This is a genomic window from Streptomyces sp. NPDC047042 (assembly GCF_040644035.1).
Lineage (GTDB): Bacteria > Actinomycetota > Actinomycetes > Streptomycetales > Streptomycetaceae > Streptomyces.
This window is the reverse complement of the sequence record NZ_JBEYVP010000008.1, coordinates 228676-250957: the sequence shown is the minus strand read 5'-3', so window position 1 is coordinate 250957 and position 22282 is coordinate 228676. Positions and strand designations below refer to the sequence as shown.

At 70.5% G+C, this 22282-nt stretch carries 22 protein-coding genes; 11 read left to right on the top strand and 11 right to left on the bottom strand.

From position 1 onward, the window contains the following. Window positions 1-5: 5 nt before the first annotated feature. Complete coding sequence (locus ABZ855_RS11675) at window positions 6-1199, bottom strand: argininosuccinate synthase (protein WP_360804756.1); 1194 nt, start codon at window positions 1197-1199, stop codon at window positions 6-8. A gap of 207 nt (window positions 1200-1406) precedes the next feature. Between ABZ855_RS11675 and ABZ855_RS11670 the strand changes: the two genes are divergently transcribed. The 6 genes from ABZ855_RS11670 to ABZ855_RS11645 all read left to right on the top strand — a co-directional run bounded on the left by ABZ855_RS11670 (window position 1407) and on the right by ABZ855_RS11645 (window position 7287). After that, window positions 1407-2306: a hypothetical protein gene (locus ABZ855_RS11670; protein ID WP_360804753.1), complete on the top strand. Its 900-nt coding sequence runs from the start codon at window positions 1407-1409 to the stop codon at window positions 2304-2306. Window positions 2307-2435: 129 nt separating this feature from the next. Continuing rightward, window positions 2436-3023 carry a pyridoxamine 5'-phosphate oxidase family protein gene (locus ABZ855_RS11665; RefSeq protein WP_360804750.1) on the top strand — a complete coding sequence of 196 codons (588 nt, stop codon included), beginning with the start codon at window positions 2436-2438 and terminating at the stop codon, window positions 3021-3023. A 3-nt stretch (window positions 3024-3026) separates the two neighbouring features. Then, a complete protein-coding gene (locus tag ABZ855_RS11660; RefSeq protein WP_360804747.1) occupies window positions 3027-3731 on the top strand; it encodes a L,D-transpeptidase family protein in 705 nt (234 codons plus the stop codon). 203 nt (window positions 3732-3934) lie between these two features. Continuing rightward, entirely contained in the window at window positions 3935-5317 is a 1383-nt protein-coding gene (locus ABZ855_RS11655) for a ferredoxin reductase family protein (protein ID WP_319208083.1), read from the top strand. 19 nt (window positions 5318-5336) lie between these two features. Next, window positions 5337-6506, top strand: coding sequence for an FMN-binding protein (locus ABZ855_RS11650; protein ID WP_360804744.1), 1170 nt, complete (start codon window positions 5337-5339; stop codon window positions 6504-6506). A gap of 43 nt (window positions 6507-6549) precedes the next feature. Continuing rightward, window positions 6550-7287, top strand: a complete 738-nt coding sequence (locus ABZ855_RS11645) for an FAD:protein FMN transferase (protein ID WP_360804741.1) — start codon at window positions 6550-6552, stop codon at window positions 7285-7287. Between the two features lie 81 nt (window positions 7288-7368). Here the strand turns inward: ABZ855_RS11645 and ABZ855_RS11640 are convergent, their stop codons facing one another. Genes ABZ855_RS11640 through argC form a run of 5 tightly spaced genes read right to left on the bottom strand, consistent with a single transcriptional unit; the run spans window position 7369 to window position 12238 of the window. Further along, a complete protein-coding gene (locus tag ABZ855_RS11640) occupies window positions 7369-7905 on the bottom strand; it encodes an arginine repressor (protein ID WP_319208078.1) in 537 nt (178 codons plus the stop codon). A 22-nt stretch (window positions 7906-7927) separates the two neighbouring features. Beyond that, window positions 7928-9154 (bottom strand): acetylornithine transaminase, encoded by a 1227-nt coding sequence (locus ABZ855_RS11635; protein ID WP_360804738.1) that lies wholly within the window; start codon window positions 9152-9154, stop codon window positions 7928-7930. After that, window positions 9151-10062, bottom strand: a complete 912-nt coding sequence (argB, locus tag ABZ855_RS11630; protein ID WP_360804735.1) for an acetylglutamate kinase — start codon at window positions 10060-10062, stop codon at window positions 9151-9153. The genes ABZ855_RS11635 and argB overlap by 4 nt, the downstream gene beginning before the upstream one ends. After that, on the bottom strand, window positions 10059-11213 hold the full coding sequence (gene argJ / locus ABZ855_RS11625; protein ID WP_360804732.1) for a bifunctional glutamate N-acetyltransferase/amino-acid acetyltransferase ArgJ: 1155 nt from the start codon (window positions 11211-11213) through the stop codon (window positions 10059-10061). The genes argB and argJ overlap by 4 nt, the downstream gene beginning before the upstream one ends. Next, the gene (gene argC / locus ABZ855_RS11620) at window positions 11210-12238 is read right to left on the bottom strand and encodes an N-acetyl-gamma-glutamyl-phosphate reductase (protein ID WP_360804729.1); all 1029 of its coding nucleotides are present in this window, start codon (window positions 12236-12238) and stop codon (window positions 11210-11212) included. The genes argJ and argC overlap by 4 nt, the downstream gene beginning before the upstream one ends. 132 nt (window positions 12239-12370) lie before the next feature. Between argC and ABZ855_RS11615 the strand changes: the two genes are divergently transcribed. Then, window positions 12371-13111 (top strand): VOC family protein, encoded by a 741-nt coding sequence (locus ABZ855_RS11615; RefSeq protein ID WP_360804726.1) that lies wholly within the window; start codon window positions 12371-12373, stop codon window positions 13109-13111. Window positions 13112-13135: 24 nt separating this feature from the next. Next, window positions 13136-13906, top strand: coding sequence for a 2-phosphosulfolactate phosphatase (locus ABZ855_RS11610; protein ID WP_360804723.1), 771 nt, complete (start codon window positions 13136-13138; stop codon window positions 13904-13906). Window positions 13907-13966: 60 nt separating this feature from the next. Here the strand turns inward: ABZ855_RS11610 and ABZ855_RS11605 are convergent, their stop codons facing one another. Beyond that, window positions 13967-16441 carry an alpha-L-arabinofuranosidase C-terminal domain-containing protein gene (locus ABZ855_RS11605; RefSeq protein WP_360804720.1) on the bottom strand — a complete coding sequence of 825 codons (2475 nt, stop codon included), beginning with the start codon at window positions 16439-16441 and terminating at the stop codon, window positions 13967-13969. Window positions 16442-16575: 134 nt separating this feature from the next. Between ABZ855_RS11605 and ABZ855_RS11600 the strand changes: the two genes are divergently transcribed. Continuing rightward, on the top strand, window positions 16576-17046 hold the full coding sequence (locus ABZ855_RS11600) for a DUF6314 family protein (protein ID WP_360804717.1): 471 nt from the start codon (window positions 16576-16578) through the stop codon (window positions 17044-17046). On the opposite strand, the gene ABZ855_RS11595 is transcribed toward ABZ855_RS11600, so the two are convergent. The 3 genes from ABZ855_RS11595 to ABZ855_RS11585 all read right to left on the bottom strand — a co-directional run bounded on the left by ABZ855_RS11595 (window position 17043) and on the right by ABZ855_RS11585 (window position 19702). Further along, a complete protein-coding gene (locus ABZ855_RS11595; protein ID WP_360804714.1) occupies window positions 17043-17636 on the bottom strand; it encodes a histidine phosphatase family protein in 594 nt (197 codons plus the stop codon). The genes ABZ855_RS11600 and ABZ855_RS11595 overlap by 4 nt on opposite strands. 130 nt (window positions 17637-17766) lie before the next feature. Continuing rightward, window positions 17767-18207 carry a GNAT family N-acetyltransferase gene (locus ABZ855_RS11590; protein WP_360804711.1) on the bottom strand — a complete coding sequence of 147 codons (441 nt, stop codon included), beginning with the start codon at window positions 18205-18207 and terminating at the stop codon, window positions 17767-17769. A gap of 10 nt (window positions 18208-18217) precedes the next feature. Then, on the bottom strand, window positions 18218-19702 hold the full coding sequence (locus ABZ855_RS11585; RefSeq protein WP_360804708.1) for a PLP-dependent aminotransferase family protein: 1485 nt from the start codon (window positions 19700-19702) through the stop codon (window positions 18218-18220). Here ABZ855_RS11585 and ABZ855_RS11580 point away from each other — a divergent pair. Continuing rightward, window positions 19701-20666: a DMT family transporter gene (locus tag ABZ855_RS11580; protein ID WP_360804705.1), complete on the top strand. Its 966-nt coding sequence runs from the start codon at window positions 19701-19703 to the stop codon at window positions 20664-20666. The two genes, ABZ855_RS11585 and ABZ855_RS11580, sit on opposite strands and share 2 nt — an antisense overlap. 14 nt (window positions 20667-20680) lie before the next feature. After that, on the top strand, window positions 20681-20875 hold the full coding sequence (locus ABZ855_RS11575; protein WP_319208052.1) for a DUF1918 domain-containing protein: 195 nt from the start codon (window positions 20681-20683) through the stop codon (window positions 20873-20875). 48 nt (window positions 20876-20923) lie between these two features. On the opposite strand, the gene ABZ855_RS11570 is transcribed toward ABZ855_RS11575, so the two are convergent. Then, window positions 20924-22216 (bottom strand): family 10 glycosylhydrolase, encoded by a 1293-nt coding sequence (locus ABZ855_RS11570; RefSeq protein ID WP_360804701.1) that lies wholly within the window; start codon window positions 22214-22216, stop codon window positions 20924-20926. Window positions 22217-22282: the final 66 nt, after the last annotated feature.

Below are 22282 nucleotides of genomic sequence, written 5' to 3'. Positions count from 1 at the left end.
ATCGGTTACGCCTGGTCGCGCTTGGCCGCGATCTTCGACGACAGGCTGTAGATGTCGATGAAGCCCTTGGCCGCGGCCTGGTCGAAGGTGTCGCCCGTGTCGTACGTGGCCAGGTTGAAGTCGTAGAGCGAGGTGTCCGAGCGACGGCCCGTGACGACCGCGCGGCCGCCGTGCAGGGTCATCCGGATGTCGCCGTTGACGTGCTGGTTGGCCTCGTTGATGAAGCCGTCCAGGGCGCGCTTGAGCGGGGAGAACCACTGGCCGTCGTAGACCAGTTCGCCCCAGCGCTGCTCGACCTGGCGCTTGTAGCGGGCGAGCTCGCGCTCGACCGTGACGTTCTCCAGCTCCTGGTGGGCCGTGATCAGGGCGATGGCGCCCGGAGCCTCGTACACCTCGCGGGACTTGATGCCGACGAGACGGTCCTCGACCATGTCGATCCGGCCGATGCCCTGGGCGCCGGCGCGCTCGTTGAGCCGCTGGATCGCCTGGAGGACGGTGACAGGCTTGCCGTCGATGGCGACCGGGACGCCCTCCTTGAAGGAGACGATCACCTCGTCGGCCTCGCGGGGGGTGGCCGGGTTCGAGGTGTACTCGTAGATGTCCTCGATCGGGGCGTTCCAGATGTCCTCCAGGAAGCCCGTCTCGACCGCGCGTCCGAAGACGTTCTGGTCGATGGAGTACGGGGACTTCTTGGTGGTGGCGATCGGGAGCTGCTTCTCCTCGCAGAAGGCGATCGCCTTGTCGCGGGTCATCGCGTAGTCACGGACCGGGGCGATGCACTTGAGGTCGGGGGCGAGGGCGACGATGCCGGCCTCGAACCGCACCTGGTCGTTGCCCTTGCCGGTGCAGCCGTGGGCGACCGTGGTGGCGCCGTGCTTCTGGGCGGCGGCGACGAGGTGCTTGACGATCGTCGGCCGGGAGAGGGCGGAGACCAGCGGGTAGCGGTCCATGTAGAGGGCGTTGGCCTTGATCGCCGGGAGGCAGTACTCCTCGGCGAACTCGTCCCTGGCGTCCGCGACCTCGGCCTCGACGGCGCCGCAGGCAAGGGCGCGCTTGCGGATGACGTCCAGGTCCTCGCCGCCCTGGCCGACGTCGACCGCGACCGCGATGACCTCGGCGCCCGTCTCCTCGGCGATCCAGCCGATGGCGACGGAGGTGTCCAGACCGCCTGAGTAGGCGAGTACGACGCGCTCGGTCACGGGTTTTCTCCTCACAGTGCATTCGCTGACATGCATGAGTATGCAGGAGTCTGCATGGTTCGTCAATCTCGGGAAATTTTCTTCCAGATGTTTGGCGAGTCTTTGAACACGAGAAACCGCTTGCCCGTACTTCACGCCGACGCAGGCGCCGCGTCTGTAAAGCGAGTTGAAGCACGCACCCACCCCTGACCCGAGTGAGGCATCCGCATGTCCAGGGCTCTTCCGAAGTACAACAAGCGTCGTGTGGGCATCATCGGCGGCGCCGCCGCGGTGGCTCTGTCCGGTGCGATCGTCGCCGGCTCCGCCCTTGCCGGGGAAACGTCCAACAACAGCACGACGACCCAGGCGACCACCAAGGCCGCGGTCCCGACGGTGAACTGCCCGGCGGTCGCGAACAGACTGCCCGCGATCCCCGCGTCGGCGCAGGCCGAGGTCACCCGCAACCTGGCGCTGCTGGACACGCAGATCGCCGAGGCCAACAAGCGCATCGTCGACACCCAGGGCCAGGGCGGCCCCAACTTCATCGCGAACGCGATCACCGGTCCGCTGAAGGACAAGCGCGTGGCGACGATCAACCGCATCGCCACCGCCATCGGCCGCACCGCCGCCAAGCCGGTCGGCCTCGACGCGCTGGCCCCCTGCACCCTCAACGCGGCCGGGGTGGCCGCGCCCGCCGCGACGCCGCCCCAGCAGGCCGGTGGCAACGCCGGTAACGCTGGTAACGCTGGTAACGCCGGCAATGCGGGGAACACCGGCAACGCCGGTAACGCGGGCAATGCGGGCAATGCGGGCAACGCCGGCAACAACGGCGGCGCGGGCACCATCAGCTGCCCGGACGTGGCCTCGAAGCTGCCCGCGATCCCGGCGTCGGCGCAGGCCGAGGTCACCCGCAACCTGGCCCTGCTGAACACGCAGATCCAGGAGGCCAACACGCGGCTCGTGAACACGGTCGGCCAGGGCGGCCCCAACTTCGTCCAGAACGCGATCGTCGGTCCGCTCAACGGCAAGCGCGAGTCGACCATCGACCGCATCGCCATCGCCATCGGGCGCACCGCCGCCAAGCCGACCGGCCTCAACGCGCTGGCCGCCTGCACGTTCACCAAGTGACGTGAAAGGCACTGTGGCCGCCCTGGCGATACCGCCGGGGCGGCCGCGGTCCTTTCCGGCCCCGCACCACCGGGGATGGATCACCAAACCCTTAGACGGGCGAACTACTTTCCCGCACAATCGTCAGTCATGGGAAAGACCTACGAGCGCATAGACGGCCGCCTCCGTACGTTCATCGAGGCGCAGCCTCTCTTCTTCACCGCGACCGCCCCCCTGTCCGGCGACGGCACGGTCAACCTCTCCCCCAAGGGCCTCAAGGGCTCCTTCGTGATCCTCGACGAGCTGACCGTGGCCTATCTGGACTTCGCGGGCAGCAACGCCGAGACCGTCGCGCATCTGCGCGAGAACGGCCGGATCACGCTCATGTGGTGCGCCTTCGAGGGCCCGCCGAACATCGTGCGTGTGCACGGCCGCGGTGAGCCCGTCTTCCGTGACGACCCGCGCTTTCCCGAACTCCTCGCCCGCTTTCCGGACATCGACCCCGCCGATCACGGGCTGCGGGCGATCATCGTCGTACAGGCCGACCTCGTCCGGGACAGCTGCGGCTACTCGGTCCCCCTCATGTCGTACGACGGCGACCGCGATCTGCACGCCAGGCGCTTCGCCCGCGAGGACGACGCCTCGCTCAACGCCTACTTCGAGAAGAAGGACCACATCGCGACGAGCCTGGACGGACTACCGGGGCTGCCGTTGCCGCTCCCGCCCAGTACGGTCTGAGCCATGCGTCCCGGAGCCGCCGTCGTCCTCGCGTCCGCGTCCCTTCTCGTGCTCGCCCCCGGTGCCCCACCCACGGCCGCGCCGCCGCTGCCCTTCCGGATGGCCGACACCGGCGGCGGCTCCCAGCTGATCACCGCCCAGGCGCCGGGCGCCAAGTCGACCTCGGGCACGGTCACCTGGTGGAACCTGCGCGACGGGACCTGGACGAAGGCCGGCTCCGCGCCCGCCCGCTTCGGCGCAAACGGGCTCGTCGAGGGCAACTCCCGCAGACAGGGCACGAACACCACTCCCACCGGGCTGTACGACCTCCCCTACGCCTTCGGCGTCAAGCAGGCGCCCACTGGCACCAAGGTCGTCTACCGGCCCGTGCGGCAGAACTCCTGGTGGTGCCAGGACAACGACTCGCGTTCCTACAACCGCTGGACCGAGCCCCGCCCCGCCGACTGCCGCGCCTCCGAGTCCGAGCACCTCATCTCGTACACGCAGCAGTACGCGCACGCGTACGTCATCGGTTTCAACTACGCCAGGCCGGTGCGCCAGCGCGGCGCGGGGGTCTTCCTGCACGTCAACGGGCGGGGAGCGACGGCGGGTTGTGTGTCGGTGTCGGCGGAGGCGATGCGGGCGATCCTGGCGTGGGCCGATCCGGCGCGTCGGCCGCACATCGCGATCGGCACGGAGAGCGGACCGACGGCCGTCGTCCGCTACTGAGCGACAGCGACAGGGGAGCGGCCCGGGTCACCGGGAAGATGTCATCGGGCAGGTGTCATCGCGCAGGTGTTTACCGGGCAGGTGTTACCGGTCGTCACCCCCAATTATCTGTGGACTTATCGGGTCACTGAACACTCGGCGGGCGCGGCACGTATGTGTGGGCCAAGGGTCAAAGCCTCTCGACCCCGTCCCACGGAGGAACCGTGACCACCACGATCGCAGGCGGACGTGCCGCGCGGCGCCAGACGATGCGCCGCATCCGCCCCCGCCGCTCCCCCGCCGTCCCGTTGCTGCTCGCCGTAGGAGCCGGCGCGGCCGGGGTGATCTGGCTGTGGTGGCACAACACCCCCTCCCTCGCCGACACCACCGCCCAGGTCATCGCGGCGGGCCGGATCACCGGTCTGCTCGCCGGCTATCTGATGGCCCTGGTCGTGCTCCAGATGGCCCGGGTGCCCGCGCTGGAGCGCCGGGTCGGCTCGGACCGGGTGGCGCGCTGGCACGCAATGAGCGGCCGGTACACGCTCTCCCTCGTCGTGGCGCACGTCGTCCTGATCATGTACGGGTACGCCCTCCAGGCCGGGAAGACGTTCGGCGACATCGTCCAGCAGACGGTCGACTCGGTGAACCAGCTGCCCGACATGGGCAAGGCGGCGATCGGCACGGGTCTGCTGGTGGTCATCGGGCTCATCTCCATCGGCCCGGTCCGCCGGATGATCCCGTACGACCTCTGGTACCACGTGCACCTGCTGACGTACGCGGCCACGTTCCTGACCTTCTGGCACCAGCTGTCCACGGGCAACGAGTTCGTCGTGGAGCCGGCCGCGAAGACCGCCTGGTACGCGCTGTACGGCTCGGTGACCGCGCTGGTCGTCTGGTACCGCATCGTCACGCCGGTCCGGCTGAACCTGCGCCACCGGCTGCGGGTCGAGGCGGTCATCGAGGAGACGCCGGGCATCGTGTCCGTGCTGATGAGCGGCCGGAAGCTGCACCGGATGGGCGCGGAGGCGGGCCAGTTCTTCCGCTGGCGCTTCCTGGCCCCCGGTATGCGGTTCAGCTCGCACCCGTACTCGCTCTCGGCGGCCCCCCGCCCCAACATGCTGCGCATCACGGTGAAGGCGATCGGCGACCACAGCTCGGCCCTGCGTGAGCTGGAGCCCGGCACCCGGGTCTGGGCCGAGGGCCCGTACGGCGCCCTGACCGCCGCCAAGCGCAGCCAGGGCAAGGTGCTGCTGGTGGCCGGCGGTGTGGGCATCACCCCGATGCGCGCCCTGTTCGAGACCCTGCCCGGCGCGGCGGGCGACCTGACCCTTCTGTACCGGGCCAACAGCACCCAGGACCTGGCCCTGTGGGACGAGCTGGCGACCATCGCCAACGAGCGCGGCGCCCGTCTCATGTACGCGGTGAACAGCCCCGACGGGGAGCGCCCGGACATCTCGCCGGAGTCGCTGCGCCGGAAGCTGCCGGACATCGACGACCACGACGTCTTCCTGTGCGGGCCGCCCGGCTTCGCCCAGGGTGTGTACGAGGCACTGCGCGGCGCGGGTGTTCCGGCGCGCCGTATCCACCACGAGTCGTTCGAGATGTGAGCGACGGGAGCCAGGAGCGATGAAGAAGAGTCACCCCTTTCGGCGCGTCATGCTGGCGAGCGCCGCCACAGTCTCCGGAATCGTCCTGCTGCTGACGCTGAAGCCGTCCTCGGACCCCGGGGGCGCACAGGCGGCCGGCGCTCTGCCGCAGCAGACGTCGGCGGCGCAGGAGTCGGCCCAGGGCGGCGCTGCCGCCAAGGACGGCACCTTCACCGGCGACACCGTCCAGACCCAGTACGGGCCGGTCCAGGTCCGGGTCACGGTGAGCGGCGGCAAGATCACCAAGGCGGAGGCGCTCCAGCAGCCCAAGGGCGGCCAGAGCGACCAGATCTCCGGCAACGCGATCCCCAAGCTCAACCAGGAGGCGGTCGCGGCCGGCCTCGGCGGCACGGTCGACGCGGTCTCCGGCGCCAGCTACACCAGCGCGGGCTACGGGAAGTCGCTCCAGTCCGCCCTGGACAAGGCCAGTGCGGGTGCCGGTACGGGCGCCTCGGGTGGCGGGGCCGGCGGCGGTGCGGCGCAGACCGCCACGGTCACCGGTGACAAGGTCGACACCCAGTACGGTCCGATGCAGGTCCGGATCACGGTGGCCGGCGGCAAGATCACCAAGGCGGAGGCGGTCCAGCAGCCCAAGGGCGGCCAGAGCGACATCATCACCGGCAACGCCGTGCCCAAGCTCAACCAGGAGGCGGTCGCCGCCGGCACGGCGGACATCGACGCGATCTCGGGTGCCACCTACACCAGCGCGGGTTACAAGAAGTCGCTGCAGTCGGCGCTGGACAAGGTTCCGGCAGCCGAATCGGACAAGGGCTCGGGGACAGGCGCGGCCGCCCCGGCGCCGGCTCCGGCCCCGGCGACGACCCCCGGTTCGGCAGCGGGTTCGGGTGCCGCGGCCGGCGGGGCGACCTCCGACGGCGGCGGCACGTACACCGGGAGCGTGGTCCAGACGGAGTACGGCCCGGTGCAGGTCCGGGTCACGCTCACCAAGGGCAGGATCACCTCGGCGTCGGCGGTGCAGGCGCCCAAGGGCGGTCGCAGCGACCAGGTGTCCGCCGACGCGATCCCCAAGCTCAACCTGGAAGCGGTGACAGCGGGCGACGGCGACATCGACGCGGTGTCCGGCGCCAGTTACACCAGCGCCGGCTACAAGAAGTCCCTCCAGTCGGCCCTGGACCAGGCCGGTGGTTGATCCCGCAGAAGCTCCCGTCGCGGTACGCCATGCGGAGGAGGTCATGGGGACCGTCTTCTCCTTTGACGTCCGCGGCGGGGAACCCCGTGCGGTCGGGGCGGCGCTGGCAGCGGCGATCGCCGGACTGCACCAGGTCAACGAGGTGTTCAGCACCTACCGGGCGAACAGCCAGATCTCCCGGCTCGCCCGGGGCGAGCTCACCGTCGCCGACTGCGATCCCGAGGTCGCCGAGGTGCTCGACCTGTGCGCCGAGGCGGAGCGGACCAGCGAGGGCTGGTTCAGCCACACGTACCAGGGGCAGATCGACCCGACCGGCATCGTCAAGGGCTGGGCCGCGGAACGCGCGGCGAGGACCCTGGCCGCGGCCGGGGTGAGCGGGGTCAGCGTCAACGGCGGCGGAGACGTCCAGCTGTGCGGCGCGCCGGGCCCCGGGCGCCCCTGGCGGGTGGGTGTGTCCGACCCGCTGCGCCCCGGCGGTCTGGCGGCCGTGGTCTCGGCGGCGGGCGCGGACGAACTGGCGGTGGCCACCTCTGGCACAGCGGAACGAGGCACCCACATCGTCGACCCCCGCACCGGCAAGTCCGCGGTGACGGACCTGGTCGCGGTGACGGTGGTGGCCCCCCAACTGACCTGGGCGGACGCCTGGGCGACAGCGGCCTTCGCGATGGGTTCGAGACAGGCCCTGCGCTGGCTGGAGTCCCTCCCGGACGTCGAAGCCCTACTGATCACAGCGGGCGACGAGGTGAGGTGCACAGGGGGCCTGGCAAGACGACTCGGCTGAGGGGAGGGCTTTTGCTTTTAGGGGCGCGGGGAACTGCGCGACAAGCCCCCACCGGCCCGCACCCACCCCACAACCGGTCGGTCAATGCCCCTTCTGAGCCAACCCCAACAAATGATCAGCCAAAGCCTGACCCCCCACAGGATCCCGACTGATCAGCATCAAGGTGTCATCCCCCGCGATCGTCCCCAAAATATCGTGCAGTTCCGCCTGATCAATGGCCGACGCCAAGAACTGCGCAGCCCCCGGAGGGGTCCGCAGGACCACAAGATTCGCCGAAGCCTCCGCGGAGATCAACAACTCCGCGGACAACCTCCGCATCCGCTCCTCCTTCGCCGACTCCCCCAGCGGAGCGCGAGGCGTACGGAACCCACCCTCGCTCGGCACGGCGTAGATGAGATCGCCGTCGGTGTTACGGATCTTCACCGCGTTCAGTTCGTCCAGGTCCCTGGAGAGCGTCGCCTGAGTGACGGTCAGCCCGTCATCGGCGAGCAGCTTCGCCAACTGACTCTGCGACCGCACCGGTTGCCGGTTGAGGATGTCCACGATCCGGCGGTGGCGTGCGGTGCGCGTCTGCGGTACGGCAGGCCCCGCGTGCTCGTGATCCTGCGCCTGCGTCATCGTCGTCGTCTCATTCCCCGGGCTAGTCCTTTGCGTGAACCGCGTCGAGAACCCCGGGAAGCGCCTGGAGGAACGCGTCCACCTCGGCGTCACCGATGTTCAGCGGCGGCATCAGCCGTACGACATCGGGAGCGGGCGCGTTCACCAGGAACCCGGCGTCCTGAGCCGCCTGCTGCACCTGGGGCGCGAGGGGCTCGCTGAGCACGATACCCAGGAGGAGTCCCGCGCCCCGGACATAATCGATCAACGGGTGGCCCGCCCCCTCGATTCCGTCCCGCAACCTCTCGCTCTGCCGCTTGACGTTCTCCAGCAGCCCCTCGTTCTCGATGGCGTCGAGTACGGCGAGTCCGGCGGCGCAGGCGACCGGGTTGCCGCCGAAGGTCGTACCGTGATGGCCGGGCTGGAGCAGGTCGGCGGCGCGGCCGAAGGCGACGGTCGCGCCGAGGGGCAGTCCGCCGCCGAGGCCCTTCGCGAGGGTCACGACATCGGGCAGGACCCCGTCGTGGGCCTGGTACTCGAACCAGTTTCCGGTACGGCCGATGCCGGTCTGCACCTCGTCGAGGACGAGCAGGGCGCCGGTGGCGGCGGTGATCGCGCGGGCGGCCTTCAGATAGCCGGCGGGCGGGACGACGACGCCGTTCTCGCCCTGGACCGGCTCGATGATGACGAGGGCGGTCTCGTCGGTGACGGCGGCGGCCAGTGCCTGCGCGTCCCCGTACGGGACATAGGTGACGTCAGGGGGCAGCGGTACGAAGGGTTCCCGCTTTCCGGGCTGGCCGGTGAGCGCGAGGGCGCCCATGGTCCGGCCGTGGAAGCCGCCCTCGGTGGACACCATGTGCCCCCGGCCGGTCAGCCGGCCGATCTTGAAGGCGCCCTCGTTGGCCTCGGCGCCCGAGTTGCAGAAGAACACCTTGCCGTCCCGGCCGAAGCGCCGGAGCAGTTGTTCGGCGAGCGCCACGGGCGGTTCGGCGACGAAGAGGTTGGAGACATGGCCGAGGGAGGCGATCTGGGTGGAGACGGCCTCGACGATCGCCGGGTGGGCGTGGCCGAGCGCGTTCACGGCGATGCCGCCCACGAAGTCGACGTACGCCTTGCCGTCGGCGTCCCACACGGTGCTGCCCGCGCCGCGGACGAGGGGGAGCCGAGGGGTGCCGTAGTTGTTCATGAGCGCGCCCTGCCAGCGCGTGGTCAGTTCCTGATTGGCGCTCGGTTCCTGACTGGCGTGCGACTCCTGGCCGGCGGCGCTCATGCGTCGTCCCCCTCTTCTTCCGCATCGGGCACGACCATCGTGCCGATGCCCTCGTCCGTGAAGATCTCCAGCAGGATCGAGTGCTGGACCCGGCCGTCGATGACGCGGGCGGTCTGGACGCCGTTGCGTACGGCGTGCAGGCAGCCCTCCATCTTCGGCACCATCCCGGAGCTCAACTCCGGGAGCAGCTTCTCCAGTTGGGAAGCGGTGAGGCGGCTGATCACCTCGTCGGAGTTGGGCCAGTCCTCGTAGAGGCCCTCGACGTCCGTGAGGACCATGAGGGTTTCGGCGTCAAGAGCAGCAGCGAGTGCCGCAGCCGCCGTATCAGCATTGACGTTGTAGACATGTCCGTCGTCCTGGCTACGGGCGATCGACGAGACGACCGGGATACGGCCGTCGGCGAGCAGTGCCTCGATCGCGCCCGTGTCGATCGCGGTGATCTCGCCCACCCGCCCGATGTCGATCAACTCCCCGTCGATCTCGGGCTGGTGCTTGGTGGCGGTGATGGTGTGCGCGTCCTCGCCGGTCATCCCGACGGCGAGCGGTCCGTGCTGGTTGAGCAGCCCGACCAGCTCCCGCTGGACCTGTCCGGCCAGCACCATGCGTACGACGTCCATGGCGTCCTCGGTGGTGACCCTGAGGCCCGCCTTGAACTCGCTGACGATGCCGTGCCTGTCGAGGGCGGCGCTGATCTGCGGGCCGCCGCCGTGCACGACGACGGGCTTGAGGCCGGCCTGGCGCAGGAAGACGACGTCCTGGGCGAAGGCGCTCTTCAACTCCTCGTTCACCATGGCGTTTCCGCCGAACTTGATGACGACGACCTTGCCGTTGTGCCGGGTCAGCCAGGGCAGCGCCTCGATGAGGATCCTGGCCTTGGGCAGGGCGGTGTGCTTGCGTGTAGTGCTCATGACGAGTACGCGCTGTTCTCGTGGACGTAGTCCGCGGTGAGGTCGTTGGTCCAGATGGTGGCGGTCTCGGTGCCGGCGGCGAGGTCGGCGACGATGTGGACCTCGCGGTAGCGCATGTCGACCTTGTCGCGGTCCTCGCCTACGCCGCCGTTCTTGCAGACCCAGACGCCGTTGATGGCGACGTTCAGCCGGTCCGGCTCGAAGGCGGCGCTCGTCGTGCCGATGGCGGAGAGGACGCGGCCCCAGTTGGGGTCCTCGCCGTGGATGGCGCACTTGAGGAGGTTGTTGCGGGCGATGGAGCGGCCCACCTCGACGGCGTCGTCCTCGCTGGCCGCGTTCACGACCTCGACCTTGATGTCCTTGCTGGCGCCCTCGGCGTCCCGGATCAGCTGCTGCCCGAGATCGTCACAGACGGCCCGTACGGCCTCGGCGAACTCGGCCTGGGCCGGGGTGACTTGGGAGGCACCGGAGGCGAGGAGCAGCACGGTGTCGTTGGTGGACATGCAGCCGTCGGAGTCGACGCGGTCGAAGGTGGTGCGGGTGGCCGCGCGCAGGGCCTGGTCCAGGTGCTCGCTGTCCACGTCGGCGTCCGTGGTGAGGACGACGAGCATGGTGGCGAGGCCGGGGGCGAGCATGCCCGCACCCTTGGCCATGCCGCCCACGGTCCAGCCGTCCTTGCTGGTGACGACGGCCGTCTTGTGGACGGTGTCGGTGGTCTTGATGGCGATGGCGGCCTTCTCGCCGCCATGCTCGGAGAGTTGACCGGCGACGGTCTCGACTCCCGTGAGGAGCTTGTCCATCGGCAGCAGCAGCCCGATGAGACCGGTCGACGCGACCGCGACCTCTCCGGCGTTCAGACCGAGGGTGTCGGCGACCTTCTCGGCGGTTGCGTGGGTGTCCTGGAAGCCCTTCGGGCCCGTACAGGCGTTTGCGCCACCGGAGTTGAGGACGACGGCGGAGACGATGCCGCCCTTCAGCACCTGCTCGGACCACAGCACCGGTGCGGCCTTGACGCGGTTGGAGGTGAAGACGCCGGCGGCGGCCAGGCGGGGCCCGCTGTTGACCACGAGGGCCAGGTCCGGGTTGCCGTTCTCCTTGATCCCGGCGGCGATACCGGCCGCCGTGAACCCCTGTGCTGCCGTGACACTCACGGTGCGACTCCGATCGTGGAAAGCCCCGTGGTCTCGTCGAGTCCGAGGGCGATGTTCATGCTCTGGACGGCACCGCCCGCGGTGCCCTTGGTCAGGTTGTCGATGGCGCTGATCGCGATGATGCGGCGCACGGACTCGTCGTACGCGACCTGTATCTGAACGGCGTTGGAACCGTAGACGGACGCCGTGGCGGGCCACTGCCCCTCCGGGAGGAGGTGCACGAACGGTTCGTCGGCGAACGCCTTCTCGTAGGCGGCGCGCACGGACTCAGCGGTCACACCGGGCTTGGCGGCGGCGGTGCAGGTGGCGAGGATGCCGCGGGACATCGGGGCGAGGGTGGGCGTGAAGGAGACGGCGACGGGCTCACCGGCCGCGCCGCTGAGGTTCTGGACGATCTCGGGCGTGTGCCGGTGACCGCCGCCGACGCCGTACGGGGACATGGACCCCATGACCTCGCTGCCCAGCAGATGCGTCTTGGCCGCCTTGCCGGCGCCGGAGGTCCCGGAGGCGGCGACGATCACGGCCTCGGCCTCGGCGAGCCCGGCGGCGTACGCCGGGAAGAGGGCGAGGGAGACGGCGGTCGGATAGCAACCGGGCACCGCGACACGCTTGGACCCCTCCAGCGCGGCGCGGGCACCCGGCAGTTCGGGGAGGCCGTAGGGCCAGGTCCCGGCATGGGCGGAGCCGTAGAACTTCTCCCAGTCGGCGGCGTCGTGGAGCCGGAAGTCGGCACCCATGTCGACGACGAGGACGTCAGGGCCGAGCTGCTCGGCGACGGCGGCGGACTGACCGTGCGGCAGCGCGAGGAAGACGACGTCGTGCCCGGCGAGCACGTCGGGTGTGGTCTCCTGGAGCACACGGCCGGCCAGCGGCAGCAGGTGCGGCTGCAGCGCACCGAGCCGCTGTCCGGCGTTGGAGTTGCCGGTCAGGGCGCCGATCTCGACCTCGGGGTGGACGATGAGCAGACGCAGCAGTTCCCCACCCGCGTACCCACTCGCTCCGGCCACCGCCACACGTACCGCCATGGAACCCTCCTCCTTGATGGCATGACTATACGTTTCGTTGCACGTTTATGCAATATGGTGGATCAGTATGCGGAGCCGACCGGGCGGGCGAGCGCAGAGGTCGTCGTTGAACGTTTCCCTAAGATCATCGCCATGACACTGCGACCCGTCCTGGTGAACATCAAGGCTCTCGACGACGCGAAGATCGGCCGGTTCTGGGCGGACGCGCTCGGGTGGGACGTTTCCAGCCCTGAGCCCGGTGCGACCGCCGCGAAGCCCGCCGATTTCGACTGGCGGGACCCGGTCGGTGTGTGCGTCGATGTCATCGCCGTGCCGGAGCCCAAGACCCTGACGAAGAACCGGGTGCACATCGATCTCGCCACCACCTCCGCCGCCCATCAGGCGGAACTGGTCCGGCGGCTGAAGGGGCTCGGTGCGACGCCCGTCGACATCGGTCAGGGCGATGTGCCGTGGACGGTCCTCGCCGATCCCGAGGGCAACGAGTTCTGTGTGCTGGAGCCCCGGGAGGTCTACCGGGACACCGGGCCGATCGCCGCCGTGGTCGTCGACTGCGAGGATCCGCGGGTCATGGCCCGCTTCTGGGGCGAGGCAGTGGACTGGACCCTGCTCGAGGTGACCGACGATCACGCGGTGCTGCGCGATGCCAGGGGTGTCGGCCCGTATCTCGAGTTCCTCCGCGTACCCGGTGGGAAGACCGTGCCCGACCGCGTCCATCTCGACCTGGTGCCCGACCCCGGTGACGACAAGGCGGCGGAGGTGGCCCGGCTGCGGGCCCTCGGCGCCGCCGACCTCGACGTGGGCCAGGGCGAGGTGCCGTGGACCCCGCTGACCGACCCGGAGGGCCACGAGTTCTGCGTCCTCGCCCGGTCCTGACGCGCCGGAGAAGTGAGCATCGGTATGACCGAGGACTTTCTCCAGTCCGGGTACGGGGTCCGGTTCGAGTGGGGGCCGGCGGGGGCGCGGCACCTCGCCCGTGACGTGTCCTGCCTGGTCGTCGTCGACGTGCTGTCGTTCACCACGTCGGTATCGGTCGCCGTCGAGGGTGGTGCCCGTGTCTTCCCCTACCCCTGGCGCGACGACACGGCCATCGACTTCGCCGCGCGGCAGGACGCCCGGCTCGCGGTCGGCCGTAGGGCGGTCGGGCCCGACTCGCCCTGGTCGCTCTCCCCGGCGGCGCTGCGCCGGGCGCCCTTCGCCGCCCGACTGGTGCTGCCGTCCCCCAACGGCTCGGCCATCTCGGCGGCGGCCGACGACACGACGAGAGTGGTCGCCGCATGTCTGCGCAACGCGAGCGCCGTGGGCGCGTGGCTCACCGAGCAGCGGTACGGGACCGCCGAGCGGCCGGTCGGTGTGATCGCCGCCGGTGAGCGCCGGCCCGACGGCGGCCTGCGTCCGGCCCTGGAGGATCTGCTGGGGGCGGGTGCGGTGATCGCCGCGCTGGGCGACCGCCGCGGCAGCGCGCGTACGTCCCTGTCGCCCGAGGCCGCTGCGGCCGCCGCCGCCTTCGCCGCCTCCCCGGACGTCGCCGCAGCCGTCCTCGCCAGCGCCTCGGGGCGGGAACTGGTCGACGGCGGCTTCCCCGAGGACGTGGCGATCGCCACGGAGGGGGATGCGAGCGCCGTGGTGCCGGTCCTCGTCGACGGGGCGTTCGTGGCGGCGGGCGGTTGATCGCTACCCGCCCGTCACGGGCGGCCCAGGCGCCCTTCGGCGCCCGAGCCGCCCCTCCCGTCAGCCCTTCTTGATTCGCAGGAAGGTGATCGAGTTCGCCGGGAACGTGTACGTGAATTTCCGAGCGACGCCCGTGAACGTCGACTTCACCGGCGCCACCGCGGTCGCCGTCTCGGTGTTCACCGCGTCCGGCGCGGCTGCCAGGGTCGTCACCGCGGCCTTGGACCTGACCTTCGCCTTGCCCAGGTCGATCGTCGTACGGGCCTGCGCAGCCTGCGCGTTGACGACCTTGACGATCAGGTCACCGGTCTTCGCGTCCTTGGTGACGATCTGCCGGAACGGCTCGGCCGGCTTGTCGTCGGTGAAGCCGCCCCACTCCTTGCCGTCGAGGTAGAGGGTGACCTGTCGGCCCCGCACCTTGACGTCGATGTCGTACACGCGACCCGTCTCGATCGAGCCGGCCTTCGAGACGAGCGTCGACTTGCCGCCGTCCGAGGCCTGTTCGACGGCGGACTGGGTGTTGTTCCAGCCGCCCAGGTTCCACCAGTAGTAGTTCCCGGTGTCCTTGACGCCGAAGGCGACGAGGAAGCCCTCCTTGCCGGACTTCTTGGTGGCCTTCACATGCAGGTCGTAGTCGTGCCAGGCGGTGTCGCCCGCGGAGACCATGGTGTTCTCGGCGGCCACGTCCGTCTGGACGTACTGTCCGTCCTGGACCGCCCAACTCCCGCCGCCCGTATGGGTCCACCGGGAGGCGTCGCCCGAGAAGTCGTCGGTCAGCAGGGTCGTGCCGTCGGCGCCGGTGACCTTCACGTCGTCGTACGCCGCCGTGGTCGCCCAGGTCGACAGTCCGACGGCGCCCGTGATCGGGCCGCTCGCCGAGGGCGTGCCGGTGGCGGTGGTGGGCACCACGCGGTCACCGACGTTGTTCATGAACAGCTTCTGCACCTCGTACGAGGGCGAGCCCCAGGAGGCATGGTTGTTGAACCAGATCATGTCGGGGCGCCACTGCACATAGTCCTCGTTGGAGAGCAGCGGGGCGTACGAGGCCAGCTTGACGACGTCCGCGTTGCGCTCCAGGCCCGTCATGAACGCGGCCTCGGACAGGGCGTTCTTGAAGGTGTTGCCCTGGGAGGCGTACTCGCCGAGGAAGACCTTCGGGCCGTTCCTGTCGTACGAGTCGTAGCGGTCGTTGTTCTGCAGGAACCACTGCGGACTGTTGTAGTAGTGCTCGTCGACCATCGCGACGTTCGCGTCCCGGTTGAGCTTCCAGGCGGTGTCGAAGGTCGAACCGCTGTCGTCCGGGCCCGAGTTGGAGATCACGGTGATGTCCGGGTACTTGGCCTCGATGGCGGTCCGGAACTCGGTGAAACGGGCGAAGAACTCGTTCGGCAGGTTCTCCTCGTTGCCCACCTCTATGTGGGTGAGGTGGAAGGGCTTGGGATGGCCCAGCTGCGCCCGCTTGCGGCCCCACTCGCTGGTCACGGGCCCGTTGGCGAACTCGATGAGGTCGAGGGTGTCCTGGATGTGCCGCTTGAGCAGCGCCTCGTCGACGACGGCCTTGTTCTGCCCGCAGCCGGTGACCAGTGCCGGGACGACGGGCAGCGGCATCGCGCCGATGTCCTCCGAGAACTGGAAGTACTCGTAGTAGCCGAGTCCGTAACTCTGGTTGTAGCCCCAGAAGTTGGAGTTGGTGGCGCGCTGCTCGACCGGGCCGATGGTGTCCTTCCACTGGTACGAGCGCTGGCGCTGCCAGTTCGAGGCCTCGCTGTAGTCCTGCATGGACCCGGTGTTGACCAGGCAGCCGCCCGGGAAGCGGACGAAGCCGGGGTCGAGCGCGGCGATCTTCCGGGCGAGGTCCTCGCGCAGCCCGTGGCCCTTGTACGTGTCCTTGGGCAGCAGCGAGATCATGTCCAGGGCGACGGGGTTGTCCGTCGCGACCGTCAGCCGGCCGGTGGTGCTCGAGCGGGTCGCGGTGAATCGCGCCCGGTACTTGGCCCAGCCTCCCTTCACCGTGACCTGGCGGGCCTCGGCGAGGGTGCCCCCGGCGTCGGCGAGGGACACGGTCAACCCGGTGGCCCGGTCGGCGCGGGCCCAGACGGAGAAGTCGTACCTCTTGCCGTCCTCGACCCTGATCCCGGTGTTGTAGCCGGAGTTGGTGACGGACGAGCCGGATCCCAGGGAGAGGTAGGTGCGGTTGCGGGCGTTCAGGCGCCCGTCGTCGTCCGCGGTTGTCGCCGTACCGCCGACGGCCCAGGAGGTGAGGGGCGTGTACGAGCGGTTGTCGGCGGTGGAGTACTCGAAGGAGCGGTTCTGTACGAGTTCGGCGTACAGACCGCCGTCGGCGGCGCGGTTGATGTCCTCGAAGAAGACGCCGTACATCGTGTCGTCGATCTTGGCGCCCTTGGCGGCCGGGTCCACGGTGATGGCGTAGTCGGTGACGTCCTCGGCACTGGCCGGGGCGGGGACCACCGCCGAGACCACCAGGAGAGCGGATGCCGTGAGACCTAGTCTCCAGCGGGTGCGTGTGCGTGACATGGATACTCCGCGGCTCTGTCGGTGCAGTTCGGGATATCGGACATCGATCAGCACTTCGAACGGCAAGATAGGTATGTGACTGGAGTGCGTCAATGGGGCGTGCGACAACTCGAAGGTTTCGAGCGGAGGGCGGCGTGGACGAGTTCCGGCCAGTAGCGGATGTCCTGCTGTATTTGGCGGGGAGCTGGCGGCTGGAGCGGTCGGTACGGGATCTCGCAGGCAGGGACGAGGGGACTTTCACCGGCACCACGACGTTCAGCCCGCTGTACGAGGGAGTTTCACGGGGTCTGCTGCACCACGAGTCGGGCACGTTCGTATGGCAGGGCGTCGCCCGCCCCGCCGAGCGGACGCTCCGCTTCCTCCCGGGCGCCACCCCGGGCACTGCGGACGTGCGTTTCGCGGACGGCCGCCCCTTCCACGACCTGGACCTGACCTCGGGCCGCTGGGTCACCGACCACCCCTGCGCGGCCGATCTCTACCGCGGCGAGTTCACGGTCCTGGACGAGGACCACTGGCGGACGGTGTGGCGGGTGGCGGGCCCGGCCAAGGACCTCGTCCTCACCACCGACTACGTGCGCGGCACGACGGTCCAGCCGTCGGCCTAGCCGCGCACCGACTGCGGGAACACGCCCTCGAAGCGCAGGTTCCAGCGGCCCTTGCGGCCCGTGACGACGGTCGTGGACAACGGGCGGACGTCGAGGTTCCAGTAGGTCGAGGGCGGTGCCTTCAGGGCGTAGACGAGGGCCGCCCTGACGACCGAGGGCTCGGCGACCGCGACGATCCGGCCACCGTCGTCGACGGGCCGGGTGTCGAGCCAGCCGCCGACCCGCGCGATGAAGTCCAGCAGCGACTCGCCGCCGTGGGGCGTGGCGCGCGGATCGGCGAGCCACGCGTCCACGGACTCGGGCTCCCGGGCCATCGCCTCGCCGAGGGTGAGCCCGCGCCAGCGGCCCATGTCGCAGTCGCGCAGGGCCAGTTGGACGAGCGGCCCGTAGCCGAGCGCGTCCCCGGTGGCCCGGCTGCGGGGCGTCGGCGAGCAGTAGCGCAGCTCGGCCGCCGCCAGCGGCACCAGGTCCTGGGCGGCGCGCTGCACCTCGTCCCAGCCGGCCTGGTCCAGCGGCCGGTCGTCGTCGAAGCGCTCGGCGAGCAGCGGGGAGCTGCGCGCGGCGGCGACGAAGGTGACCCGAAGTTGCATGCGGCGATGGTGTGCCGGGAAAGTGCGCAGGTCAAGTGGCGTTACTCAGGAGTTATCGAGGGTGTGCGCCGACCTCCGCACGAGTCGCCGACGACCGTCACACGGGCTTTACGCCGGCTCCACAGGGGCTTCACTCGAAGTAGAGCGCCATCCACTGCTCGGGTTTGGCGAGCGGCCGGAAACCGATCTTCTCGTAGACGCCGTGCGCGTCGCTCGTGGCGAGCAGGATGCGGCGCACCCCGAGTGCCCCGAGGTGATCGCGCACCTCGCGCACCATCGCCGTGCCGACCCCGGTACCCCGTACCGACCGGTCGACGTACACATCGCACAGCCAAGCGAACAACCCGTGGTCGGTCACCACCCGCGCGTACGCCACCTGCTCCCCCGAAGTCACGTCGTACACCCCGAAGTTGAGCGAGTGCGCGATGACGTCCTCGAACTTCTCCCGGGGCCGGCCCAGCGCCCAGTAGGCGTCGCTCGACAGCCAGCGGTGCACCCGCTCGACATCGATCCGGGCGGGGTCGGTGGAGCATTCGTAGCCCTCGGGGAAGGCGGGTATGTCGTCGTTCATGGCGGGAGGTTCACAGGTCGGGGCGGGCGCTGTCGAACGGTTTTCCCGTGGTCCGCCCATCACGGAACACCTCGTCACAGGCCGTACGCAGCCTCCGTACCCCTTCCCCGATCTCTCCCGTCCCCGTGACCGCCGCGAAGCTCAGCCGCACGTGCGCCGCCGGGGGTTCGGCGCTGAAGTAGGGGCGGCCGGGGGTGATCGCGACGCCCGCGCGCAGGGCCGCCGCGACGAGAGCCGTGTCGTCCGTGCCGTCGGGCAGGCGCAGCCACAGGTGGTAGCCGCCGGAGGGGATGTGGGGCAGGGACAGCTCGGGCAGGCCGCTCAGCAGCGCGGCCGTCATGGCGTCCCGGCGGATCCTCAACTCGGCGGACACAGCGCGGAGATGACGGGGCCAGGCCGGTGAGCCGACGAGCTCAAGGGCCGCTTCCTGCAACGGGCGCGGGACGAAGAAGGTGTCGACGATCTGGATGGCGCGCAGCCGTTCCAGGACGGGCCCCCGGGCCGCGAGCGCGCTCACCCGGAAGCTCGGAGAGGTCGCCTTGGTGAGCGAGCCGACGTGGACGACCACCCCGTCCGGGTCCTCCGCGGCGAGCGGGCGCGGCAGCGGGGCCGCGTCCTCGTGCACCAGCCGCCGTACGAAGTCGTCCTCGATCACGAAGGCGCCGGCCTCGCGGGCGATCCGCAGGACCTCGGCGCGCCGCTCGGGCGCGAGCACGGCCCCGGTCGGGTTCTGGAACAGGGGCTGGCAGACGAACACCCGGGCGCCGGTCGCCCGGAACGCGTCGGCGAGCAGCGGCGGGCGTACGCCGTCCGCGTCCACCGGGACCGGCACCGGGCGCAGGCCGGCCGCGCGGGCGATGGCCAGCATCCCGGGGTAGGTGGGCGACTCGACCAGCACCGGGGCACCGGGCGGGGCGAGGGCGCGCAGGGCTGTCGTCAGGGCCGCCTGGCCGCCCGCCGTGATCAGCACCTCGGCCGCCGTGACGGCACCGCCGATACCTCGCGCGAACCACTCGCGCAGCTCCGGCAGCCCGTCCAGCGGCGGCCGTCCCCACGCTCCGGGACGGCGTCCGGCCCGCGACAGGGCCGCCGCCATCGCCCGCTCGGGCTGGAGGGAGGGGTGCAGATAGCCGCCGTTGAACTCGATCACGCCGGGCGGTGGCGCGGCCAGCGAGACGACGACACCGGCCGCGTCCACCGTGCGCGGTACGAGGTCGGCGGCGCCGTCCGCGCTCAGGGCGACCTCCTGCCAGGAGGTGTCCCCGGCGGGGGCGGTCGCGGGACGGGCCTCCGCGCGGTACGCGCCGGCCCCCGGCCGGGTCACGACCAGGCCCTCGGCAGCCAGTTGAGCGAGCGCCCGGGAGACGGTCACCGGGCTCACCCGGAAGCGTTCCACCAGCACCCGGCTCGACGGTAGCTTTCCGCCTGGAGAGTAGCGGTTGAGCTCCTGTCGCAGCTGATTCGCCAGTTCACCGACACTGCTACGCTCTTGCATGAGAGCACACGATAGCGCTACCGCACCGACTCCGATAGCGGTCAGCGGGCGCACAGCAGCCCCGAGCCCGCCGCACGCGCAGTCGGTGAAGTCCGTGAAGTCCCCCGCCCGCCGCGCCGGGACCCTTCAGGCTGCTCTCGGCGTCACCGCCTTCTCGCTCACCTTCCCGGCGACCGCCTGGGGGCTGGAGGGCTTCGGCCCGTGGTCGCTGGTGGCCGTGCGGTCGGTCCTGGCGGCGGTCGTCGCGGGTGGCTGTCTGCTGGCGCTGCGCGTACAGCCGCCCGCGCGCCGCCACTGGGCGGGGCTCGCGGTCGTCGCCGCCGGGGTCGTCGTCGGCTTCCCGCTCCTCACGACGCTCGCCCTGCGGACGTCGACCACCGCGCATGCCGCCGTCGTGGTCGGCCTGCTGCCGCTGACGACGGCCCTCTTCTCGGCGCTGCGCATGGGCACCCGTCCCTCGCGCACCTTCTGGGCGGCTGCCCTGGTGGGCGCGGCGGCGGTTGTCGCGTTCACCGTCCAGCAGAGTGGCGGCGCCCTGACCAGCGCGGACGCGTATCTCTTCGGCGCCCTGCTGGTGTGCGCGGCCGGCTATACCGAGGGCGGCCGGCTGGCCCGGGTCATGCCGGGGTGGCAGGTCATCGGCTGGGCGCTGGTGCTGTGCCTGCCGCTCACCGCGTCCGCCGCCGCGCTGTCCCTGGCGTACGAGCCGGTCCGGTTCACCGCGCACAGTGTGGCCGGGCTGCTGTGGGTGGCGGTGGGGTCGCAGTTCCTCGGCCTGGTCGTCTGGTACCGGGGCATGGCGGCGATCGGCATTCCGAAGGCCAGCCAGTTGCAGTTGGCGCAGCCCCTGCTCACACTGGTGTGGTCGGTCCTGCTGCTGGGCGAGCAGCTGACGCCGGCCGCCCCGCTGACGGCGGCGGCCGTGCTCGTCTGTATCGCCGTCACCCAGCGGGCACGCGGCTGAGAGGAGGCCCGCAGATGCGCGCAACCGTGGGCGACCAGCTTGTCCAGCACGGCAGGGTGGTCGGCCAGCACGACCAGGTCACGGAAGTCGTCGAGGTCATGGGCCAGGAGGGCACTCCCCCGTACCGCGTCCGTTTCCCGGACGGGCACGAGGCAGTGATGTCCCCCGGCCCCGACTGCCAGGTCCGCCACAAGGACTCGGACCGCTAGCAAGCTAGGTTCACGACCTCTGAGGTACAGCTCGGTTCCCGCTGGGCATCAGCGCGGTGGCATCGCCGGCTGCTGGTAGTGGTCGGCGACCACCCGTGCCATGGCCCCGATCTTGTCGGTGCCCACCTCCTTCGCGGAGAAGAAGATGTGCCCGCGCGCCTCGGGATAGCTGTGGGCGAGGGTCAGGTGCCGGGACAGCTCGGCCGGGTCCTGCCAGGCCGCGGGCTGCGCCGGGTCGCCCGCCTTGTAGAGCGCCTCACCGACGTACAGCTTGGTGCCCGTGCCCTTGGCGACCTCCGCCCACCAGGGCAGCAGCTTGGCGTAGTCGGCCGCGGCGAAGCCGATGTTCCAGTAGATCTGCGGGCAGATGTAGTCGATCCAGTTCTGCCGCACCCATTTCCTGGTGTCCGCGTACAGGTCGTCGTACGTCTGCACACCCGCCCGCGTGTCCGAGCCGGCCGGGTCGGTCGCCGCGTTGCGCCACACGCCGAAGGGGCTGATCCCGAAGTCGACGCCGGGCCGTACGGCCTTGATGCGGGCGGAGGTCTCGAGTACCAGCTTGTCGATGTTGTCGCGCCGCCACGAGGCCCGGTCGGGGAAGGCACCGCCGTACTCGGCGTACTCGGCGTCGTCGTCGAAGGTCTGGCCGGCGACCGGGTACGGGTAGAAGTAGTCGTCCCAGTGGACGCCGTCGATCTCGTACTTGCGCACCGCGTCGAGCATCGCGTCCTGGACGAAGCGGCGGACCTCCGGCAGACCGGGGTTGTAGTACAGCTTGCCGCCGTACGGCACCACCCAGTCGGGATGCCTGCGCGCCGGGTGGGAGGCGATCAGCTTGCCGGGGTCGGTGTTGTTGGCGACGCGGTACGGGTTGAACCAGGCGTGCAGCTCGAGACCGCGCGCGTGCGCCTCGGTGACCGCCGTGCCCAGCGGGTCCCAGCCGGGGTCCTTGCCCTGGGTTCCGGTGAGGACCTGCGACCAGGGCTCGTACGGTGAGGGCCACAGGGCGTCGGCGGTCGGGCGGACCTGGAAGAACACGGCGTTGAGGCCGCGGCTCACCGCCGTGTCGAGGTGGGCGATCAGCTCGGCGCGCTGCTGGCTCGCGCTCAGCCCCGGCTTGGACGGCCAGTCCCGGTTGGTGACCGTCGCCAGCCACATGCCCCGCAGCTCACGGGTCGCCCGCCTGCCCTTGCCGTTCGATCCGTCGGACCCGTCGGACCGGCTCGGTTGCGCACCGGCCAGGGCCGCTCCCGCCACCGCCCCGCCCGCCACGAGCGTCGACAGGGCGGTCACCGCGAACGCCCGCCGTGACATGCGCGCGTGCCGCGCCTTCCCACTCATTCCCGTACCTCCGATAAGTGCTGTGTCGGACAAGTCACAGACCGTCCTCACCCGTCCCGGGCCACA

Excerpts from the sequence above, each read along its gene's own strand:
- ABZ855_RS11615 (WP_360804726.1), top strand. The coding sequence starts at position 12,371 with ATGACACTGCGACCCGTCCTGGTGAACATCAAGGCTCTCGACGACGCG.
- ABZ855_RS11660 (WP_360804747.1), top strand. The coding sequence starts at position 3,027 with ATGCGTCCCGGAGCCGCCGTCGTCCTCGCGTCCGCGTCCCTTCTCGTG.
- argB (WP_360804735.1), bottom strand. The coding sequence starts at position 10,062 with ATGAGCACTACACGCAAGCACACCGCCCTGCCCAAGGCCAGGATCCTC.
- ABZ855_RS11585 (WP_360804708.1), bottom strand. The coding sequence starts at position 19,702 with ATGCAAGAGCGTAGCAGTGTCGGTGAACTGGCGAATCAGCTGCGACAG.
- ABZ855_RS11590 (WP_360804711.1), bottom strand. The coding sequence starts at position 18,207 with ATGAACGACGACATACCCGCCTTCCCCGAGGGCTACGAATGCTCCACC.
- ABZ855_RS11580 (WP_360804705.1), top strand. The coding sequence starts at position 19,701 with ATGAGAGCACACGATAGCGCTACCGCACCGACTCCGATAGCGGTCAGC.
- ABZ855_RS11570 (WP_360804701.1), bottom strand. The coding sequence starts at position 22,216 with ATGAGTGGGAAGGCGCGGCACGCGCGCATGTCACGGCGGGCGTTCGCG.
- ABZ855_RS11610 (WP_360804723.1), top strand. The coding sequence starts at position 13,136 with ATGACCGAGGACTTTCTCCAGTCCGGGTACGGGGTCCGGTTCGAGTGG.
- ABZ855_RS11670 (WP_360804753.1), top strand. The coding sequence starts at position 1,407 with ATGTCCAGGGCTCTTCCGAAGTACAACAAGCGTCGTGTGGGCATCATC.
- ABZ855_RS11575 (WP_319208052.1), top strand. The coding sequence starts at position 20,681 with ATGCGCGCAACCGTGGGCGACCAGCTTGTCCAGCACGGCAGGGTGGTC.
- ABZ855_RS11665 (WP_360804750.1), top strand. The coding sequence starts at position 2,436 with ATGGGAAAGACCTACGAGCGCATAGACGGCCGCCTCCGTACGTTCATC.
- argC (WP_360804729.1), bottom strand. The coding sequence starts at position 12,238 with ATGGCGGTACGTGTGGCGGTGGCCGGAGCGAGTGGGTACGCGGGTGGG.
- ABZ855_RS11605 (WP_360804720.1), bottom strand. The coding sequence starts at position 16,441 with ATGTCACGCACACGCACCCGCTGGAGACTAGGTCTCACGGCATCCGCT.
- ABZ855_RS11635 (WP_360804738.1), bottom strand. The coding sequence starts at position 9,154 with ATGAGCGCCGCCGGCCAGGAGTCGCACGCCAGTCAGGAACCGAGCGCC.
- ABZ855_RS11645 (WP_360804741.1), top strand. The coding sequence starts at position 6,550 with ATGGGGACCGTCTTCTCCTTTGACGTCCGCGGCGGGGAACCCCGTGCG.
- ABZ855_RS11640 (WP_319208078.1), bottom strand. The coding sequence starts at position 7,905 with ATGACGCAGGCGCAGGATCACGAGCACGCGGGGCCTGCCGTACCGCAG.
- ABZ855_RS11595 (WP_360804714.1), bottom strand. The coding sequence starts at position 17,636 with ATGCAACTTCGGGTCACCTTCGTCGCCGCCGCGCGCAGCTCCCCGCTG.
- ABZ855_RS11650 (WP_360804744.1), top strand. The coding sequence starts at position 5,337 with ATGAAGAAGAGTCACCCCTTTCGGCGCGTCATGCTGGCGAGCGCCGCC.